Source organism: Actinomadura citrea (genome assembly GCF_013409045.1).
GTDB lineage: Bacteria > Actinomycetota > Actinomycetes > Streptosporangiales > Streptosporangiaceae > Spirillospora > Spirillospora citrea.
Genome location: NZ_JACCBT010000001.1, coordinates 6,893,487 through 6,913,002, shown reverse-complemented (window position 1 = coordinate 6,913,002; position 19,516 = coordinate 6,893,487). Strand labels below are relative to the sequence as shown.

The 19,516-nt window shown below is 70.5% G+C and carries 16 protein-coding genes and 2 tRNA genes; 8 read left to right on the top strand and 10 right to left on the bottom strand.

The genetic code is table 11. The annotated features are described in order from the left end of the window. Positions 1–1,228 precede the first annotated feature (1,228 nt). From BJ999_RS44125 to BJ999_RS31735, 4 genes are all read left to right on the top strand, one after another. Complete coding sequence (locus BJ999_RS44125) at positions 1,229–1,645, top strand: plasmid mobilization protein (RefSeq protein ID WP_244983823.1); 417 nt, start codon at positions 1,229–1,231, stop codon at positions 1,643–1,645. Continuing rightward, positions 1,642–3,189 carry a relaxase/mobilization nuclease domain-containing protein gene (locus BJ999_RS31745; protein WP_179836666.1) on the top strand — a complete coding sequence of 516 codons (1,548 nt, stop codon included), beginning with the start codon at positions 1,642–1,644 and terminating at the stop codon, positions 3,187–3,189. Before BJ999_RS44125 ends, BJ999_RS31745 begins: the two co-directional genes overlap by 4 nt. 195 nt (positions 3,190–3,384) lie before the next feature. After that, positions 3,385–3,930 carry a hypothetical protein gene (locus BJ999_RS31740; protein ID WP_179836665.1) on the top strand — a complete coding sequence of 182 codons (546 nt, stop codon included), beginning with the start codon at positions 3,385–3,387 and terminating at the stop codon, positions 3,928–3,930. Beyond that, positions 3,927–4,133 (top strand): helix-turn-helix domain-containing protein, encoded by a 207-nt coding sequence (locus BJ999_RS31735; protein ID WP_218935315.1) that lies wholly within the window; start codon positions 3,927–3,929, stop codon positions 4,131–4,133. Before BJ999_RS31740 ends, BJ999_RS31735 begins: the two co-directional genes overlap by 4 nt. A 242-nt stretch (positions 4,134–4,375) precedes the next feature. Here BJ999_RS31735 and BJ999_RS31730 read toward each other — a convergent pair. Next, positions 4,376–4,446, bottom strand: a tRNA-Gly gene (locus BJ999_RS31730). Between the two features lie 137 nt (positions 4,447–4,583). Between BJ999_RS31730 and BJ999_RS31725 the strand changes: the two genes are divergently transcribed. After that, positions 4,584–4,657, top strand: a tRNA-Pro gene (locus BJ999_RS31725). A gap of 117 nt (positions 4,658–4,774) precedes the next feature. Here the strand turns inward: BJ999_RS31725 and alaS are convergent. Both alaS and BJ999_RS31715 read right to left on the bottom strand, forming a co-directional pair. Beyond that, a complete protein-coding gene (gene alaS / locus BJ999_RS31720) occupies positions 4,775–7,408 on the bottom strand; it encodes an alanine--tRNA ligase (RefSeq protein ID WP_179836664.1) in 2,634 nt (877 codons plus the stop codon). Between the two features lie 128 nt (positions 7,409–7,536). After that, positions 7,537–7,917 carry a winged helix-turn-helix transcriptional regulator gene (locus BJ999_RS31715; RefSeq protein ID WP_179836663.1) on the bottom strand — a complete coding sequence of 127 codons (381 nt, stop codon included), beginning with the start codon at positions 7,915–7,917 and terminating at the stop codon, positions 7,537–7,539. Between the two features lie 123 nt (positions 7,918–8,040). Between BJ999_RS31715 and BJ999_RS31710 the strand changes: the two genes are divergently transcribed. After that, a complete protein-coding gene (locus BJ999_RS31710) occupies positions 8,041–8,619 on the top strand; it encodes a YceI family protein (RefSeq protein ID WP_179836662.1) in 579 nt (192 codons plus the stop codon). Between the two features lie 63 nt (positions 8,620–8,682). Here the strand turns inward: BJ999_RS31710 and BJ999_RS31705 are convergent, their stop codons facing one another. From BJ999_RS31705 to BJ999_RS31690, 4 genes are all read right to left on the bottom strand, one after another. Continuing rightward, the gene (locus BJ999_RS31705) at positions 8,683–9,366 is read right to left on the bottom strand and encodes an HAD family hydrolase (RefSeq protein ID WP_179836661.1); all 684 of its coding nucleotides are present in this window, start codon (positions 9,364–9,366) and stop codon (positions 8,683–8,685) included. Beyond that, positions 9,363–10,187 carry an alpha/beta fold hydrolase gene (locus tag BJ999_RS31700; RefSeq protein WP_179836660.1) on the bottom strand — a complete coding sequence of 275 codons (825 nt, stop codon included), beginning with the start codon at positions 10,185–10,187 and terminating at the stop codon, positions 9,363–9,365. The genes BJ999_RS31705 and BJ999_RS31700 overlap by 4 nt, the downstream gene beginning before the upstream one ends. 213 nt (positions 10,188–10,400) lie before the next feature. Continuing rightward, on the bottom strand, positions 10,401–12,233 hold the full coding sequence (locus tag BJ999_RS31695; RefSeq protein ID WP_179836659.1) for a glycosyl hydrolase family 18 protein: 1,833 nt from the start codon (positions 12,231–12,233) through the stop codon (positions 10,401–10,403). A gap of 190 nt (positions 12,234–12,423) precedes the next feature. Then, on the bottom strand, positions 12,424–12,909 hold the full coding sequence (locus BJ999_RS31690) for a MarR family winged helix-turn-helix transcriptional regulator (RefSeq protein WP_179836658.1): 486 nt from the start codon (positions 12,907–12,909) through the stop codon (positions 12,424–12,426). Between the two features lie 61 nt (positions 12,910–12,970). On the opposite strand from BJ999_RS31690, the gene BJ999_RS31685 reads away from it, so the two are divergent. Next, entirely contained in the window at positions 12,971–13,387 is a 417-nt protein-coding gene (locus BJ999_RS31685; protein ID WP_179836657.1) for a cupin domain-containing protein, read from the top strand. A gap of 16 nt (positions 13,388–13,403) precedes the next feature. Here BJ999_RS31685 and BJ999_RS31680 read toward each other — a convergent pair whose 3' ends face one another. Next, complete coding sequence (locus tag BJ999_RS31680) at positions 13,404–14,048, bottom strand: response regulator (RefSeq protein WP_179836656.1); 645 nt, start codon at positions 14,046–14,048, stop codon at positions 13,404–13,406. Next, positions 14,000–15,286 carry a sensor histidine kinase gene (locus BJ999_RS31675; protein ID WP_229810335.1) on the bottom strand — a complete coding sequence of 429 codons (1,287 nt, stop codon included), beginning with the start codon at positions 15,284–15,286 and terminating at the stop codon, positions 14,000–14,002. Before BJ999_RS31675 ends, BJ999_RS31680 begins: the two co-directional genes overlap by 49 nt. Before the next feature lie 197 nt (positions 15,287–15,483). On the opposite strand from BJ999_RS31675, the gene BJ999_RS31670 reads away from it, so the two are divergent. Next, a complete protein-coding gene (locus BJ999_RS31670) occupies positions 15,484–18,048 on the top strand; it encodes a Tex family protein (RefSeq protein ID WP_179836655.1) in 2,565 nt (854 codons plus the stop codon). A gap of 51 nt (positions 18,049–18,099) precedes the next feature. On the opposite strand, the gene BJ999_RS31665 is transcribed toward BJ999_RS31670, so the two are convergent. Beyond that, on the bottom strand, positions 18,100–19,257 hold the full coding sequence (locus BJ999_RS31665; protein ID WP_179836654.1) for a DMT family transporter: 1,158 nt from the start codon (positions 19,255–19,257) through the stop codon (positions 18,100–18,102). Positions 19,258–19,516: the final 259 nt, after the last annotated feature.

Genomic DNA, 19,516 nt, shown 5'->3' with positions numbered 1-19,516 from the left:
CGTGAAATGAATGAGATCTCTGCTTCACTGGTGAAGCGGATCCGCAGAACCGAATACTTCGAGAGTGACAAAGCTCTCGAAATTTCCCAATCCCAGGATTATGTCGCAGCCAGTGTCGCGAGTGGTCGGGGGCGCGCGTGGGACGAGCCCCGGAGTGGAGAGATCAGGGAAGTTCGGCTGTATAAGACCGGGCAGATCTCCACGCGTGCAACTCTCCCGAGAGACGGGATGGGCCCCATCCTGGATCGAGAGGTGCTACCGAAGCAGTTCGCTGAGATGTTGCGCCTGACCGGCGCGTTGGGCATCCGCCGAGGTGGGCGTGTCATCGTCGCAGGTGGTGTGCCAGCGAGTTCGTCCCTTAGCGTCGATACTTTTGATCCGTATCGCTCGCGTACACGTGCTCAACTTTTGGGCTTGGGCCGCACGGGTGGCATTTGCCGGACTGAACCGGATGAGTCCGTCAGCGTGGCGGCGCTGGAGGCTGGAGCCGACGAAGTCGGCAGAGATCTTTCCCGAGCATTGTTCGGGCAGCTCTCGGCGTAATCGACGGTAAACCCTCGGTTCAGGGGATTGTGGTCCGAATGGCGGATTTCGTCCTCCGGGCCTTTCGATCACAAGTTTGTCGAGGGGAGTTGGAGACCTGCGACCCCCGCCCAAATTATCAGCAAAGGGCTAGCGTAGGGAACTCGGATTCGTGGTGCGCGCGGCAGGTGCACGCGTTACGTGGATAGGCGGAGGACCAGGTGCGCCATCCTCAGGAATCGGCTCTCGTGGCAGCGTCTCGGTGCACGCGCAATCCTAAGGCACGACGCCTGCACCACGCTCGGGCGCAAGCTAGTGATCGTCGGGGATGAGATCTCGGCGGTGAAAGCTCTGATCGGGTAGGCGCGAGATGCTGCGATGGTGGTCGGAGCAGCCTCCCCTACGGCAGAACGAGCGATCGAAACTGACATCGACCGTGTTCCGGGCGATTCCTGTTCTCGCTTCGCAGAGCGGATATCGAGAGGGTCGCCCAAAGAATGAACGTTGTGATAGCACTTGACATCGAGCACCATAATCAGATTCTCGGTTGATATTAATCGGGCATACTAGATTGCTCGATAATCAGTCCAGAACGGGATGCAAGATAGCTGGTAGAGCGCTACCTGTTGTGGATAACTTCCGCCCGGAAGCTCACACTGGCCAGGTAGGGACCGACGTGGTCCCCAAATGCCGGGAGCGGAGGTGTATGACGACATCCAGGCAAAACAGCGAGTCAGGACCGCTGCAGCGCAGAGCGAAGCTCGGTGGTGGGCGGCGGCGAGAGCGAGAGCTGAGAATCCGCGTCAGCGACGTGGAGTACGAAGAGATCCACGAGGCGGCTACGGGTGCCGGGCTCGCCTGTAGCGCGTTCATCGTAAGGACGGTGCGCACTGCGATTCGGGAGCAGCGTCCCCTGGACGGAGAGCTCGTGGCGCTGCATGCCGAGCTGCGGAATGCCAGCCGTCAGGTCAACGCGGTCGGTGTCAACCTCAACCAGCTCGTGCGCCATGCCAACACCTACAACGAGGTCCCGGAATCGGTGCAGTGGTTGGCGGCGTACTGCTTCCAGGTCGTGCGGCGGGCGGAAGCCGTCATCGTGGAACTGAGCAGACGTCTGCCGTGATCGCGAAAGTCACGCGCGGCGTTGATGTCGGCAACCTGCTGCGCTATCTGTACGGGCCAGGCAAGCGGAACGAGCACGCCGACCCTCACATCGTTGCCGGGTACCGGCACCCGGCTGCTCTGGAACCAGTGCGACGCGCGGACGAGAAGCGTGTTCTCCGGCCGCTGGCCGAGGCGCTGCGCTCTCCTTTGGAGACGATGAGGCGAAGCCGGCCAGCGGACCCGGTCTGGCAATGCTCGCTGCGGACGGCCCCTGCAGATCGGGCCTTGACCGATGAGGAGTGGGCCGACGTTGCTGAGGAGCTGATGCACCAAACCGGCATCGCACCGCGCGACGATGCTGATGCGTGCCGCTGGATCGCGGTGCGTCACGCGGACGATCACATCCATGTCGTGGCCACACTCGCGCGAGAGGACGGCCGGAGACCCAACATCAACCGCGACTACCTCAAGGCCCGCACAGCGTGCCAGATCGTCGAGCAGCGATATGGGCTGTGTCGCACTGCGCCTTCGGATCGGACGGGAGCGCCCCGTCCTTCGCGGGCCGAGCTGGAACGGGCTCACCGTGCCGGGTTGGAGGAGCCGCCTCGGGTCGCGTTGCGTCGGCATGTGGCCGCCGTCGCCGCAGCGTCGGACAGCGAGGAGGCGTTCTTCGCCGTCCTGCGTGAGCGTGGGCTGGTGGTGCGGCTGAGATTCAGTGTCCGGACGCCTGGCGAGGTGACGGGTTACGCCGTAGCGGTGCCCGAGTACACCAACTCGGAGGGTGAACCGATCTTCTTCTCGGGTGGCAAGCTCGCCGCTGACCTCACCTTGCCCAAGCTGCGCCACAGGTGGACGGATGGCGCCACCTACCGGCGGGCTGCCAGACCCCGCAGGTGGACGCCGGGTTCATCGGGCGACTACGCGGAGCAGGCCGCTGCCTACCGGGAAGCCGCCCGAGTTGCCGGGACGGCGGCTTGGCAGATGCGCGTCCTGCGTGATCCGAGTCTTCGCGCCGATATCGCCGCAGCGGCCTCTGACGTCCTCCATGTCACGGCGGACATCACCGGCAACCGTGAACTGGCCAAGGTTGCCGACTTCTACGATCACGCCGCCCGGGAACCGTTCGGCCGCCTGCCGCCGGTCACGCGGTATGGCAGCGCCTTGCGTGCGGTGGCTTGGACCCTTGCGGTCACCAACGTCGGCTGGGGTGATCGACGCGAGCAGAAGCGAGATCTCACGGTTGATCTGCTGTTCCTCATAGCGAACCTTGTAGATCTCATCGAGTCGGTGGCCGAGCATCGCCTTGTCCAGCAGCGCGTTGCCCAGACCGATGCTGCGCGCTTGGCCGCAAGGCGGCTGGACGCCGTCCGACGGAGGGAGCTCCATCCAGCTACACCGGTATCGCCGCGAGTCGCGGAGACACTTGAAGAGGGTCGGGCGATGGCGAGGCTTGCCGCCGAGTCCTTCCCCGTGCCGCTGGGCGACGGGTTGCAACTGGGGGCCGCGCCGGCACCCCATCCGTCCCAGCGATCTTCGCCTCGAAAGGGCGCGCCCGGGCGCTGACCAGGGGAAGTCGAGACTCGCCGATGCGTTCGCAGTGATGGAGTCACGAACACGGTACGTGCACAATGACGGAGCGGAAACAAAGTCATGGAGCGGCAAGGCGTCTGCCTGTCGCTCCCCGAGAGAAAGGACGGGCCATGTCCACGATCAGCTATGGCCCTCCCGCGGAGGGTCTGCGCCTTCAGGAGTGCACCCTTGACAGACGACCACACTCAGGTCGGCCGTAACCCCCAAACCGACCACGAGACCGAGCAGTCCGCCCTGGAGCTGGAGAGCGCCGTACGGTCGCTGAACCGGGCCATCGGTCAGACGGGCGGCCTTGCCGGACCGGCGACCGTCTACGCAGTGCTGGACGCCGTCCACGCAGCCGCCTCCAGCCTCGACACTCTTCTCCTCCGACTCGAACGCTTTCTCGCGCGCCAGCATGCAGATGGACTTCTCACCCATGACCACGGCGCGCCTCTCGACGAGGCACTCGACGCCTTCGGCCGCGCAGTCCTTCACGCCCGTCATCTGGGCGCGGGATGCGGGGAAGCCATCGACCAAGCGCGCAGGGCGATCAACCACGTTCACAGCAACGGGCTGCCGTTCGAGACCGGCGCACCCCCGTCCTACGACGCCGCCGCCGAAGCCGTCCCCACCGCCCCGCGCCGGCGAGCAGAGCCACGAGCGAGACAGCCCGAGAACGGAAGGCCCCGGACGAGATGGTTCGGCAGCTCCCGGAAGGGGGCGGGAGCATGAAGCAGATGAGCCAGGACGAGCTTCTCGCTCTCCCCACCACGGTCAGCGTTGAGACCGCCGCCCGCGCCCTCGGGCTCGGACGTACCCGCGCCTACCAACTCGCCCAACAAGGGCAGTTCCCCTGCAAGGTGATCCGTATCGGCACGAGCTACCGCGTCGTGACGGTCGATCTCCGCCGACTGCTCGGCATCGAGCCGAGCTAGCGAGCCGTCCACCGAACGAAGGTCCGGCTCCCCGAGGGGAGCCGGACCTTCCGTGTTGAGGACGCAAGATCCGTCACCGTGCTGATCTACGCCAGGGATGGTCAGACCGTGATCACGAAGCACGGCAGTTGAACCAGAAGGCCGCTCAGGCGTGCCAGATCCCAGTGACAAATGGGTGACAAATGATCTTCGGAAGGGCGGTCAAGATCGCCACATAGGGCTCTGACCTGGGGAAATAGAAGAGCGGGCGACGGGAATCGAACCCGCGTAGCCAGTTTGGAAGACTGGGGCTCTACCATTGAGCTACGCCCGCTAGGCGTGTGAGGGCCCGGCGGGCCTCGGTCGCCATCCCGTAGCGTACAGGGTTCTCGGGGTGGACGTGCCGGGGCGGAGCGGGCGGGGGGCGATCGGGACTACACTTCTCGCGTCATCGCGTTCAGCGGTGGTTTGCGGGCTGTAGCGCAGCTTGGTAGCGCACTGGCTTTGGGTGCCAGGGGTCGTGGGTTCGAATCCCGCCAGCCCGACCGTGTTTCATCCCCCCCGACCGGCAGGCCCCACAGTCGTGGTGGTCGTCGCAAGGTTCCAGGACCAGCGAAGCCAAGGCAGGCGTCCGCACGGGGTTCGTGCGGACGCCTGCTGGGCTACGCCTGGTCTGCGGCCAGGAGGGTGCGGGCCCTGGCCGCCGCGGTGGTGATCGCCTTGGGGAGGTTCTCCGGGCGGCGGCCGCCGGCGTTCGCCACCGGGCCTCTGCCGCCCGCGCCGCCGCCGACCTCGCGGGCCGCGTCGGACAGCAGGTCGCGGGCCTGGACGCCGGTGGACGCGCCGGCCGCCGCGACGAGCACCGCCTTGCCGTCCGACTCGGTGCCGAGGACGACGAGGCCGCGCTGGTCGCGGCGGGTGAGGACGCCGGTCGCGATCGTGCGCAGGTCCGAGCCGGTCAGGCCGGGGATGGTGTGCGCCACCAGCCAGCCGCCGGGCAGGGGCTCGGCGAGGGACGCGAGACGGTCGGTGTGCCGGTCGAGTTCGGCGCGGTGCATCGTCTCCAGGCTGCGCCGGGTCTCCGCGAGTGTTTCCAGGCGTTCCCGGAGACGGTCGGGGGCCTGGTCGGGACGGACGTTCAGCAGCGCCGCGAGCTCCTCCAGCAGCAACGTGGCGCGGTCGTGGTGGCGGAGGGCGTCGGCGCCGGTGAGGGCCTCGATGCGGCGCAGGCCGGTGCCGATGGACGCCTCGCCGACGATGTGGACGGGGCCCGCCTGCGAGCCATGGCCGACGTGGGTGCCGCCGCAGAGTTCGCGGGAGGCGTCACCGATGTCCACGATGCGGACTTCGTCGCCGTAACGCTCGCCGAACAGCGCGACCGCGCCCGCGCGCTCCGCCTCCGTCCGGGTCGTTTCCCAGACGCGCACCTCGGGGTCGTCGAGGAGGTAGTCGTTGACGAGGGTCTGGACGAGATTCGTGTCGACGGGGGAGAAGTGCGCGAAGTCGAAGCGCAGGCGTCCGGGTTCCACGCGGGAGCCCCGCTGCGCCGCGTGGTCGCCGAGGGTGCGTCGCAGCATCGCGTGCAGGACGTGGGTGGCGCTGTGCGAGCGGGCGGTGGCCGCGCGGCGGTCCGCGTCCACGGTCGCTTCGGCCTCGTCGCCGGGACGGACCTCGCCGTCCACGATGCGGACCGTGTGGACGTGGAGGCCGTCCAGTCCCGGCCGGGTGTCGAGGACGTCGAGGGTCGCGCCGGACGTGCGGATCGTGCCCGTGTCGCCGACCTGGCCGCCTGACTCCGCGTAGAACGGGCTGCGGGTCAGGACCACCTCCAGTTCGTCGCCCTCGGTCGCCGTGGGCACCTCGCCGTCTGAGCCGAGGAGGGCGCCGATCTGTGTTTCGGCTGTTTCGGAGGAGTAGCCGACGAAGTCGGTGAGGCCGTGCGCCGCGGCGACGCGGCGGTAGAGGTCCTGCCGCGCGACCGCGCTGCCCTTGCGGCCCTGGCCGGCGCGGTGCGCCTGGCGGCGCTGCGCTTCGAGGAGCTCGGCGAACGCTTCTTCGTCGACGGTGAGGCCGGCCGACCGCGCCGCGTCGATGGTCAGGTCGATCGGGAAGCCGTAGGTATCGTGCAGTTCGAACGCCGTCCGCCCGGAGATGGCGGTCGTGGCGCGGCCGATCGCCGTGTCGAGGATCTGGGAGCCCTGGCGCAGCGTCCGCTCGAACGCCTCCTCTTCGGCCGTGACGACCTGCTCGATGAGCTCGGACCGACGGGAGAGCTCAGGCCAGGTTTCGCCGAGGGTGCCGACGACGCTGGAGGTCAGCGCGGGCAGCGCGGGACCGTCGATGCCGAGCCTGCGCGCGTGCCGGATCGCGCGGCGCATCAGGCGGCGCAGGACGTAGCCGCGGCCGTCGCGGGCGGGCATGACGCCGTCCGCGATGAGGAACGCGATCGAACGGGAGTGCTCCGCGACGACGCGGAAGGACGTCGAGTCGTCGCTGCCGTCGCGTCCCGGGTAGGGGCGGCCCGCCATCTCCTGGACGAGACGGAACGCCGGCGCGAGCAGGTCCGTCTCGCACACCGTGTCCACGTCCTGGAGCACCGCCGCGAGACGGTCGAGCCCGAGCCCCGTGTCGATGTTCCGTGCGGGGAGCGCGCCGAGAATCGGGTATCCGTCCTTGCCGGGGCCCTCTCCCCGGAGGTTCTGCATGAAGACGAGGTTCCACAGTTCCTGGTACCGCTCGCCGTCCACCGCGGGTCCGCCTTCACGTCCGAAGGACGGCCCCCTGTCGTAGTGCAGTTCGGAGGACGGTCCGCAGGGGCCGGGGATGCCCATCGACCAGTAGTTGTCCTCCATGCCGAGCCGCTGGATCCGCTCGGAGGGGACGCCCAGGCGCCGCCACAGCCGGACGGCCTCGTCGTCGTCCAGGTACACGGTGACCCAGAGGCGTAGCGGGTCGAGGTTGTAGTGGCGGGTGAGGAGCTCCCACGCCCAGGGGATCACCTCCGCCTTGAAGTAGTCGCCGAAGGAGAAGTTGCCGAGCATCTCGAAGAACGTGGTGTGCCGCGTGGTGCGGCCGACGTTCTCGATGTCGGACGTACGCGCGCACTTCTGCACGGACACCGCGCGCGGGTGGTCGGGTGTGCTCTCGCCGAGGAAGTACGGCTTGAACTGGTTCATGCCCGCGTTCGCCAGAAGCAGCGTGGGATCGGACGGGATCAGCGGGCTGGACGGCACGACGCGGTGGTCGCGCTCCTGGAAGAAGCCCAGGAAGGTCGAACGGATGTCAGTCGAGTGCATGGGACGGCCTCACGAGGTCGATGGGATGGCAGAGCACACCGCCGAGCCGGGCCGGGCGCGTCTGCACGTTCCCCGGCTCGGCGCGACTAGCTCGCCGTCCCACCTCGTGAATGACCATCGCGTCCACGTTACCGGCGCCCGTTGTCCCCTTGCACGTCGATTTGGCGGGCGTCGTAGTCGGCGCGGGCGGCGTCGATCTGGGCGAGGTGGTCCTCGGCCCAGGCGACGAGGGTGCCGGCCGCGTCCATCAGCGTGGCGCCCATCGGGGTGAGCGAGTACTCCACGCGGGGCGGCACCACGGGGTAGACGGTCCGGGTGACGATGCCGTCGCGCTCCAGGCCGCGCAGCGTGACGGTGAGCATCCGCTGGCTGATGCCGTCGATCTCGCGCCTCAGCTCGGTGAACCGCTTGGTGCGCTCGCCGAGCAGCGCGATGACCTGCAGCGACCACTTGTCGCCGACCCGGTCGAGGATCTCGCGGGCGCGGCAGCCCGCGACGGTGTGCTCCATCGGTTATCTCCAGGTGACCAGGGCAGAAAAAAGTGCCTTCTTGTGCCGGTTGGCGGGCTGTCCGCACCATGGAGGCGGTTCCTGATGGGAACCGCCTTACCTTCCATAACCGTAGGAGACACCATGACGGCCCAGCTTGTCGAGATCCCCGGCTACCTCGCGGGGACCTGGACCATCGACCCCCTCCACTCCGGGGTCGGCTTCACCGTCCGGCACCTGATGGTCAGCCGGGTCCGCGGCCGCTTCGGGACGTTCGAGGGGACGATCGTCACCGGCGCCGACCCGCTGGCCTCGTCGGTGACCGCGACGGTCGACCTGGCGTCGGTCGACACCGGCAACACCCAGCGCGACGAGCACATCAGGTCCGGCGACTTCCTGGACACCGAGAGGTACTCGACCATGAGCTACCGCTCCACCGGCGTGCGCCCGGACGGCGAGGACTTCGTGCTGGACGGCGAGCTGTCGCTGCGCGGCCTCACCAGGGAGGTCCCGCTCCGGCTGGAGATCGGAGGCTTCGGTCCCGACCCGTTCCGGCAGGACGACCCGTCCAAGGGCGCCCGCGCCGGGTTCACCGCGACGGGCGAGCTCAGCCGCCTGGAGTTCGGCGTGGGCGCGGCGACGACCGTGGCGGGCGGCGGGCTCGCGCTGAGCGACAAGATCCAGATCGTCCTGGAGATCGAGGCGGTCCTCCAGGACGGCTGATCCCGCCCGCGCCGCCGGGCCGGACGGGGTGCGCCGCCGCGCTGGAGACAGCGCCGCGCCGCGTCAGCCCCAGAGCAGTGAGGGGAGCGCGTCCAGCGTCGTGATGCGCGCGACGTCCAGGGCGTCCGGGGCCGGGTCGCCGGAGCGGTCGAGCCACACGCCGGTGAGGCCCGCGGCGGCGGCGCCCCGTGCGTCGACGATGAGCCGGTCCCCGACGTAGGCGGCCGCGTGCGGCTCGGTGCCGAGGGCCGCGCAGGCCGCGAGGAAGATCCCGGCGTCGGGCTTGGCGGCGCCCGCCTCGCTGGAGGCCACGACGACGGGGAGCCGGTCGGCGAACCCGAGCCGTTCGACCTTCAGGCGCTGCTGCGCGGCGTCCCCGTTGGTGATCACCCCGAGCCGCAGGCCGTGCGCCGCGAGGGCGTCGAGCGCCGGCGCCGCGTCCGGGAACGGGCGCCAGGCGGCCTGGTAGCGGGCCACGAACCCGGTGAGCCACGCGTCGGCGCGCGCGTCGTCCCAGGCGCCGAGGCCGAGGTCCCCGGCGAGGGTGACGATCCGGAGGCGGCGCTGCTCGGCGAAGCTCAGCTCGCCTGCCAGGTACCGGTCGACCGCCTCTTCGGTCAGCTCGGCCCAGCGCGCGGCGAGCCACACCGGGTCGACTTCCGGGAACGTTCCGACGATGGCGCGGCGCGCGGCGTCATCGTGGTCGAGGAGCGTCCCGTCCAGGTCGAACAGGACCGCCGTGATCATGAGAGGAACGCGGTGAGCGCGGCGGTCAGCTCGGCCGGTGCGTCCTCCTGCACCAGGTGCCCCGCCCGCTCGACCGTCTGGAGGCGCGCGCGGGGGACGAGCCCGGCCAGCTCGCGGCCCTTGGCCGGGGGGATCCACGTGTCCTCGGCGCCCCAGCAGATCAGGACCGGGAGGTCCAGCTCGCGGTAGCGGCCCTGGACGTCGTCGGTGTGGCGCTGGTCGGCCTGCGCGATCTGCCGGTAGAACGCGGGCTGGCCGGCGTCTCCCAGCCAGGGGGCGACGAGCGCGTCGAGAGTGGCCGGATGCAGCCCCTTGTGGCTCGCGGACGTCACGTACTCGCGGACGAGCGCGCCGTGCAGCGCGGGCGGGAGCTGCTCGAACACCTCCGCGTTGGCTCCGACCAGACGGAAGAACGGCGACCCCCACGGCGCCAGCGCCACGGGGTCGACGAGAGCGAGGCGGCGGTAGGGGGCGCCGTGCAGGAGGTGCGCGCGCAGTGCCACGGCACCGCCGAAGTCGTGCGCCACGACGGACGGCTCGTCCAGGCCCCAATGCTCCAGCAGTTCGACGAAGACTCTGCCCTGCGCCGCAAGCGAGACGTCCTGTCCTTCGCTCATTTCGGACGTCCCATAGCCAGGCATGTCCCAGACGTACACGCGATGGGTCATGGCCAGAGCGCGCGCGACACCACGCCACACGTAGGACGAGAACGGGGTGCCATGCAGCAGGACGACTGGGGGTGCTCCCTCAGCGCCTAGTACCGCCCACCGGACCTCTCCGGCATGGCTCCGGTACGTCCTGCCCAGCGTCCAGTCGTGCAAGAAGGCTCCTCGTGTCGTGCGTCCGCGCAGCCGAACCGGTGCGGTTCGGTGGGCGTTCCTGACCGTTCCCATGATGGACGCCCGCACGCCGTGGCAGAGAAGCCCGCCTGGTCCGAGCCCGTCGAAGGGGCGGGCCCCTGACCGGCGTCCGGTTGGTCAGGGGCCCGAAGTCTCGGCTGTCTGAGGGGCTGGGAGTGCCCTTCTGCGAACAGCTCAGCCGAGACCGCTCTTGATCGCGGTGATCAGCTCACCGCCCGTGGTGTCGCCGCTGAGTTCCCAGAAGAAGGCGCCGCCGAGACCCTGGTCGCCGGCGAAGCCCATCTTCCCGCGGATGGTGGACGGGGTGTCGTAGCTCCACCACTCGCTGCCGCACTTGCCGTAGGCGGTTCCGGCGACCGTGCTCGTCGCGGGGCACCTGCCCTTGAGGACCTTGTAGTCCTCGATGCCGGCCTCGTAGGTGCCCGGCGCGGCGCCGGTCGCGGTGCCGCCCGGCTCGGACTGGGTGACGCCCGTCCAGCCGCGGCCGTAGAAGCCGATGCCGAGCAGCATCTTGTCCGCCGGCACGCCCTTGGCCCTGAGCTTGGAGATGGTGTCGGTGGTGTTGAAGCCCTGCTGCGGGATGCCCGGGTAGGACGTGAGCGGCGAGTGCGGCGCCGTCGGTCCCTTGGCGTCCCAGGCGCCGAAGTAGTCGTAGGTCATGGGGTTGTACCAGTCGACGTACGAGGCGGCGCCTCCGTAGTCGGTGACGTCCATCTTGCCGCCGTCGCTCGCGTCCGCGGTGATCGCTGCCGTCACGAGGTTGCCGGACCCGAACTTGGCGCGCACCGCGGCCATCAGCTTCCCGAACGCGCCCGGACCGCTGGTGTCGCAGGTCAGGCCGCAGGCGTTCGGGTACTCCCAGTCGATGTCGATGCCGTCGAACACGTCGGCCCAGCGCGGGTCCTCGACCAGGTTGTAGCAGGACTCGGCGAACGCGGCCGGGTTCTGGGCGGCCTGGCCGAAGCCGCCGGACCAGGTCCAGCCGCCGAACGACCACAGCACCTTCAGCCCGGGGTGCAGCTTCTTCAGCTTGCGCAGCTGGTTGAAGTTGCCGCGCAGAGGCTGGTCCCAGTTGTCGGCGACGCCGTCGACGCTCTGGTCGGCGGTGTAGGCCTTGTCGTAGTCGGCGTAGGAGTCGCCGATCGCGCACCGGCCGCCCGTCACGTTGCCGAACGCGTAGTTGATGTGCGTCAGCTTGGCGGCCGAGCCGCTGGTCTCGACGTTCTTGACGTGGTAGTTGCGCTGGTACACGCCCCAGTTGGTGAAGTAGCCGACGACCTTGCCGCCGCCTCCGGGGTTGCCGCCGCCGCCCTCGTCGGTGGTGACCGACACCGAGGCCGACGCGGGGGAGGTGTTCCCGGCGGCGTCCTTGGCCTTGACGGTGAAGGAGTAGGCGGTCTTGGCCGACAGCCCGCCGACGGTGGTGCTGGTCCCGGTCACCGACGCGGCCTTGGCGGAGCCGTTGTAGACGTCGTAGCCGGTGACGCCGACGTTGTCGGTCGAGGCGCTCCACGCCAGCGACACGCTGGTGGCGGTCTTGCCGGTGGAGCGGAGTCCGGACGGAGCCGAGGGGGCCTCGGTGTCCTTCTCGGGGGGTGCGGAGCCGTCGCAGGTCGCGCCGTTGACCGTGCAGCCGGTGAACCATCCGGAGCCGGTGCCGCCGAACCCGAAGCTGGTGGTCGCGCCCGCGGCGATCGTGCCGTTCCAGCCGGTGTTGGCGAACGTGTAGTGGTTCCCGGAGACGGTCTTGGTCGCGTTCCAGACGTTGCCGACGGACGTCCCGGACGGCAGGTCCGCCTCCAGCTTCCAGCTGCTGATCGCCGAGCCGGTGCCGTTGGTGATGGTGCAGTTTCCGTCGAAGCCGGAGCCCCAGTCGGAGGTCTTCTTACAGGTGGCGGTGACGGCCTGCGCCGACGACGCCGGGGGCGCCGTGAGCAGGGCGGTGGCCGCCGCCAGTGTCGCTGCGCAGGCGAGCGCGATGGCCCGCCGTCCGCCCGGTCGTGACATGGTTCTCCGTTCGGTTCGGCCCCCGAAGCAAACAGGAATCCCCGCCATCTCTTAGGAAAGTTTCCTAAGAATTGCGCCGATCGTAACCGCGCCGACCGGGGTCGACAAGGGCCGCCGCGAGGCCGGCGGACACCGGTGCGAGTGGTCTAAGCGACTGCCTGGACCCATACGGTCACCGCCCCCGAAAAAATCAGGGCGCGCCGAACCATCCCGGCATGTCGAGCCGCCACAGGTCCGCGGGCGTCATCCGGCGGAGATCGTCCTCCAGGGCCCGCAGGCGCTCGGCGCCGAGCGCCCGAACCCAGTCGCCCCGGATCCGCTCGAAGATGCGCTCGGACCGGACGAGTGAGTCCGTGCCCCGCGCGGTCACCCGGACGATCTTCCGTCGGGCGTCCCGCGGATCGACCCCGCGCTCCAGGTAGCCGGCCCGCTCCAGCGACTCCACCATCTTGCCCGCGGCCTGCTTGGACACCCCGAGCCGGCGGCCGAGCTCCACCGCCGTCGTGCCGTCCGGGCCGATGGCCTGGAACACGAAGCCGTGCATCGGCCGCAGGTCCGGATGGCCCTCCCGGGCCAGCTCGGCGTGCAGTTCGTCGATGATCGCGCGGAACGCCAGGAAGAGCCGCAGCGGCAGTTCGAATCCGGGCGCGTCCCGCGGCCCGCCGTCACTTGACATGAAAGACAACCTCGTTGACTATATGGACAACCACATTGTCTAACTTAGGGGACAGGGAACCATGACGCTCATCCGCAACGCCGAGAGCCGCCGGACCGAGACGCCGGCCGTCGTGATGACCACCGCCGCATCGCCGACCCAGGGCGGCACGGAGGGGATCGCCGTCTGGCGCGTGGAGATGGCACCGGGCAAGACCGGTCCGCTGCACGCGTTCGACACCGAGCAGGTGTGGACGTTCCTCGACGGCGGCGCCACCGTCGACCTGGACGGCCGCAAGCTGGAGGCGGGCGCCGGCGACACCGTCGTCCTGCCCGCCGACGCGCCCCGCCAGATCACGACCGGGGACACCGGGTTCACCGCCGTCGTCGCGGCCCACGCGGGCTGCCTCGCCTACGACCCGGACGCCCTGGTGGACGAGACCCGCTGCGCGATCGCCCCCCAGGGGGACGAGCGGATCGTCCCGCCCTGGGCCAAGTGATCAGAGGGCCCGGGGCTCAGGCGCCCAGGTAGGCCAGGACGGCGAGGACGCGGCGGTTGTCGTCCTCGGACTGCGGCAGCCCGAGCTTGCCGAAGATGCTGTTGGTGTGCTTGCTGATCGCCTTCTCGGTGACGAAGAGCTTCGCGGCGACCGCGGCGTTCGAACGGCCCTCCGCCATCAGCCCGAGGACCTCACGTTCGCGAGGGGTGAGCTGCTGCAGCGGCTCCTCGCGGGCGTGCCGGGTGAGCAACTGGGCCACCACGTCCGGGTCGAGGGCGGTGCCGCCGCCCGCGACCCGGCGCACCGCCTCCACGAAGACCTTGACGTCCGAGACGCGGTCCTTCAGCAGGTAGCCGATGCCACCCGTGCTGTCCGACAGCAGCTCCCGCGCGTACAGCTGCTCCACATGCTGCGACAGCACGAGCACCGGCAGGCCCGGGACCTGCTTGCGCGCCTCCAGCGCGGCCTTGAGGCCCTCGTCGGTGAACGTCGGAGGGAGCCGGACGTCCACGACCGCCACGTCCGGGCGGTGGGTGGTCAGCGCCCGGAGCAGGGACGGCCCGTTGTCGACCGCCTCGACGACCTCGAAGCCGAACGCGCCGAGCAGGCGGATCAGGCCGTCCCGGAGGAGGGCGAGGTCCTCGGCGATGACAACGCGCACGGCAGCTCCATGGTCACGACGGTCGGCCCGCCGACCGGGCTCGTCACCGCCATCGTCCCATCGAACGCCGCCAGTCTGCGCTCGATACCGCGCATTCCGCTTCCGGCCGCCGGGTCGGCGCCGCCCGTCCCGTCGTCTCCGACGATCATGAGCAGCCGGTCCCCGGGGTGCTCGATCTGCACCCAGGCGCGCCGCGCGGCCGAGTGCTTGACCACGTTGGCGAGCATCTCCGCGACCGCGAAGTACGCCGCCGACTCCACCGGTGCGTCGCTGCGCCCCGGCAGGTCGATCTGGACGTCGACCGGCAGCGGCAGCGTGAGGGCGAGGGCGCGCACGGCCCCGTCGAGGCCCCGCTCGGCCAGCACCGGCGGGTGGATGCCCCGGACCAGGTCGCGCAGTTCCGTCAGCGCCGTCCCGCTCGCCTCGCGGGCCTCGGCCAGGAGCTTCTGCGCCGTCTCGGGGTCGTGCTTCATCATCTCCTCGGCGAGGCCGATGTTCATGCTCAGCGCGACCAGCCGGGCCTGCGCGCCGTCGTGCAGGTCACGTTCGATGCGGCGCAGCTCGGCCGCCGAGGCGTCCACCGCTTCCGACCGCGTCTCGGTGAGCCGCTCGACGCGCTCGGCCAGCGCGTCCCGCGTCGGCGCGAGCAGCGACTGGCAGAACCTGGCGTGCGCCGTCAGGAACATCGTTCCCAGCGGGATGGACACCACGGTCAGCGCCGCGCCCAGCACGACGGTGCCGACGAGGCCGACGACGCCCCAGTCGCCCAGCGGCCAGAAGGGACCCCACCCGTAGTCGGTCAGCTGCGCCACCCACGGCGCCACCAGCACGCCCTCCACCCCGTACAGCGTCAGACCGCCCGCGAGGACGCCGAGGACGAGCGCGACCGGCACGTTCAGGAGCGTCCACAGCAGGTCGCGCCACGAGGCCGGATCGGTGAGGATCCACTTCAGCCGGCCGAACACGCCCGCCCCGGCCGGCTCCGCCCGGTACGGAACGGGGATCCGCACCCCCGACCACTCGGCCGCCCACAAGCGCTGCTGGTTGGCGACCGTCCGGATCGCCTGGAACATCATCGGCGCCAGGACGACCCCGAACCCCAGCGGGATGAACGCGATCGACAGCACGGTCACGATGAACAGCGGCAGGTTCACCGCGTACGCGAGCACGATCTGGGCGACGGCCCGGACGAAACAGGTGAGGGCGCGCCGCCCGTACCCGCGCAGTAGCTCGCTCACCGTTCCTCCAAAGGGGTTCGCCGTGGGACCTCCACCATTGTCATCGTTCGCGCCTCGGGGCTCGGTGGTGCTAGACCCCCTCTTCGTGACCGAGGCGGTGGGGTTAGGCCTACCGTCATTCGAGCGTGACAAGACAACAGGCCCCGTTCCCTGGACAATGCACAGGCGACACTCAGGGGAGAAAGCGAATTCAAGCTGTGACAGCGACCACAAGCCAGACGTCCGACGGTCAGGGCCCCGGGCCCGCCCTGCGGCCCATCACCGAGCGCATCGCCGAGGAGATCGGCGTCCGCGAGGGGCAGGTGCGGGTCGCGGTGGACCTGCTCGACGGCGGGGCGACCGTCCCGTTCATCGCCCGCTACCGCAAGGAGGCGACCGGCGCGCTCGACGACGCCCAGCTGCGCGCGCTGGAGGAGCGGCTGCGCTACCTGCGCGAGCTGGACGAGCGCCGCACCGCGATCCTGGAGTCGGTCGAGTCGCAGGGCAAGCTCACCGACGACCTGCGGGCGCAGATCATGACGGCCGACTCCAAGGCGCGGCTGGAGGACATCTACCTCCCGTACAAGCCGAAGCGGCGCACGAAGGCACAGATCGCCCGCGAGGCCGGGCTCGAACCGCTCGCCGAGATGCTGTTCGGCGACCCGTCCCGCGACCCGCGGGCCGAGGCCGCGGCCTTCGTGGACGAGGAGAAGGGCGTCGCCGACGCGACCGCCGCGCTGGAGGGCGCCCGCGCCATCCTGGTCGAGCGCTTCGCCGAGGACGCCGACCTCATCGGCGCGCTGCGCGAGCGCATGTGGAACCAGGGGCGCATGGTCTCGCGCGTGCGGGACGGCAAGCAGGAGTCGGGCGCCAAGTTCTCCGACTACTTCGACTTCGCCGAGCCCTTCGCGAAGCTGCCCTCGCACCGTGTCCTCGCGTTGTTCCGCGGGGAGAAGGAAGAGGTCCTCGACCTCGACCTGGAGCCCGAGGAGGCCGGGGAGGACCCCGCCGCGCGCAGCTCCTTCGAGGTGGAGATCGCCCGCCGGTTCCAGATCACCGACCAGGGGCGTCCGGCCGACAAGTGGCTGTCGGACGCCGTCCGGTGGGCCTGGCGCACCCGGATCCTCGTCCACCTCGGCATCGACCTGCGCACCCGGCTGCGCCAGGAGGCCGAGGACGAGGCGGTCCGCGTGTTCGCGGCCAACCTGCGCGACCTGCTGCTCGCCGCGCCCGCGGGCACCCGCACGACCATGGGCCTGGACCCGGGCCTGCGCACCGGCGTCAAGGTCGCGATCGTCGACGCGACCGGCAAGGTCGTCGCGACCGACACCATCTTTCCGCACGAGCCCCGCCGCAGGTGGGACGAGTCGATCGAGACGCTCGCCCGGCTGGCCCGCGAGCACCGGGTCGACCTGGTCTCGATCGGCAACGGCACCGCCTCCCGCGAGACCGACAAGCTCGCCGCCGACCTGATCGCCCGGCATCCCGACCTAAAGCTGACCAAGGTCATGGTGTCGGAGGCGGGCGCGTCGGTGTACTCGGCGTCGGAGTACGCGAGCCGCGAGCTGCCCGGTATGGACGTCTCGCTGCGCGGCGCCGTCTCCATCGCCCGCCGCCTGCAGGACCCGCTCGCCGAGCTGGTCAAGATCGACCCCAAGTCGATCGGCGTCGGCCAGTACCAGCACGACGTGTCCGAGGTGAAGCTGTCGCGCTCCCTCGACGCCGTCGTCGAGGACTGCGTGAACGGCGTCGGCGTCGACGTCAACACCGCGTCCGCGCCGCTGCTCACCCGCGTGTCCGGCATCGGCGAGGGCCTCGCGGAGAACATCGTCGCGCACCGCGACGCCAACGGCCCCTTCCGCAGCCGCGCCGGGTTGAAGGGCGTCCCGCGGCTCGGTCCGAAGGCGTTCGAGCAGTGCGCCGGCTTCCTGCGCATCCCCGGCGGGGAGGACCCGCTCGACGCCTCCAGCGTCCACCCCGAGTCCTACCCGGTCGTCCACCGGATCCTGGACAGCGCGGGCACGGACATCAAGGCCCTCGTCGGCAACACCGCCGTCCTGCGCTCGCTCAGGCCGGCGGAGTTCGTCGACGACACCTTCGGGCTGCCGACGGTCACCGACATCCTCGCCGAGCTGGAGAAGCCGGGCCGCGACCCGCGCCCGGCGTTCCGGACCGCCACCTTCAAGGAGGGCGTCGACAAGCTCGCCGACCTCGAACCCGGCATGCTCCTGGAAGGCGTCGTCACCAACGTCGCCGCGTTCGGCGCGTTCGTGGACGTCGGCGTCCACCAGGACGGGCTCGTCCACATCTCCGCGATGTCGGACAAGTTCGTCTCCGACCCGCGCGAGGTCGCCAAGCCGGGCGACATCGTCCGGGTGAAGGTCCTGGACGTCGACCTGCAGCGCAAGCGCATCTCACTGACCCTGCGCCTGGACGACGAACCCGGCCGTGACCAGCAGGGCGGCGGCCGGCGCGGCGAGCAGCGCGAGCAGCGCGAGCAGGGCGCACGTCCGGAACGCGGCGGGCAGGACCGGCGCGGTGGCCAGAACCGGCGCGGCCAGGACCAGCGGGGCCAGGAGCAGCGGGGTCAGGGCCAGCGGGGTCAGGGCCAGCGGGGTCAGGACCAGCGCGGCCGGAACCAGCGAGGCGGGCAGCGCCGCGGCGGCCAGGGAGGCGGCGACTCCTCCGGCGGCGGCGCCATGGCCGACGCGCTCAGGCGCGCCGGCCTGGACAAGGGCCTTCCCGGCAACGACAAGCGCCGTTCCGGCGGCAAGGGCCGCTGAGACCCGGCCACGCGGGCGGCACGGTGTCCCGGCTTCGGGCCGGGGCGCCGTTCAGCCGTCGCCGAAGCCGCGCCACCGCCCGTCCGCGCCCGTCTCGGTCGGGCGCTGCGGGCGGACGGGGCGGCGCGGCTGCGGCGGCGCCGCCTCGGAGGGAGAGGCCTCGGGCCGGTCGTAGGGGCCCTGGCCGAGCGGGTCCTGCGCGTACGGGGAACGCTGCGGCGGCACCTGCGGAGCCTGCCGGTGCGCCTGGCCGAGCCTCGGGCCGCCCAGGACCGGCCCGCCGACCGCCGTGCCGCCGAACGGGTCCACCGCGTCCGCCTCCTCCGCGGAGGAGGCGTCCGGCTCGTCCGGAATCGGCCGGTGCCGGGGGAACTGAAGGACGGCGATCGCGCCCAGCGCCAGCGCGCCCAGCCGCATCGCCGAGTGCCCCACGTCCTGCGGCCACGGCTCCGCGTAGAGGAAGGTGCCCATCGCCAGCAGGTAGGTCTTCGCGCTCACCGTCATCACGGTGGCCACGATCGACACCCGGCAGCGCTGGAACGCCATGACCATGATCCCGAACCCGATGGCCGCCGCCAGCACCGTCAGGTACGGCCACGGCGTCGCGGCGATCCGCAGGCTCGTGGCGTGCGCGTCGTCGCTCCACCCCTTGATCGCCAGCTCGGCGGTGCCGACCGGGAAGCCCGAGCTCAGCCCGTAGGCGATGCCGGTCACCGGGCGCGCGTGCCGGCCGTCGGGCCGGTGGTCGCCGAGGACCAGGATCAGCACCGGCACCAGCACCGCGGGGGCGACCACCGCGGCGATCTTCCACAGCGGCGCGTCCGCCGAGCCGATCGGCTCGTCCCCCCGCAGCGACGCGGTGAGCAGCAGGATCGCCGCGCCGATCAGCACCAGGCTGAGCCACTCGCGCGGGGTCAGCCGCTCGCCGAAGAAGACCAGGGCGATCAGCAGCAGCGGCACGATGCCGGACATGAAGATCGGTACCGCGGTGGACAGCGGCAGGTTGCGCAGCGCGAGGATCTGCAGGCCGAGCCCGCCGAGCACGACCCCGAGCGCGATCAGGAAGACCCAGTTGCTCACGATCGTCCACACCATGTGCGGGATGCGGTTGCCCCGTACAGCGGGCATCCGGTCCGCCGCGAGCTTGAAAACGGCGAACCCGAGGTAGTAGAGACCGGTCGCACTGAAGGCCGCGGCTATCCCGTTCATCCCGGACGAGTATGGGGGTCCCGGTGCTCCATGTCACTGCCCGTGCGGCGGCGTTGACGCGGATTCGCCGGGCTTGTGGGCCTCCGATGTCCGCAGACGGCGCCGCGACCCCATAGACTTGGCCGCGCGAAGGCGCGGAGCCGTATTTCGGCGCGCCCGCGCCGCCGAGAGACTGACCGGCCGAGCACCACGGCGCAGCCCGCTGCGTGGAGGCCGAGGACTCGCACGTCAAGAGGAAGAGAACGCGTCGAACGCCGCG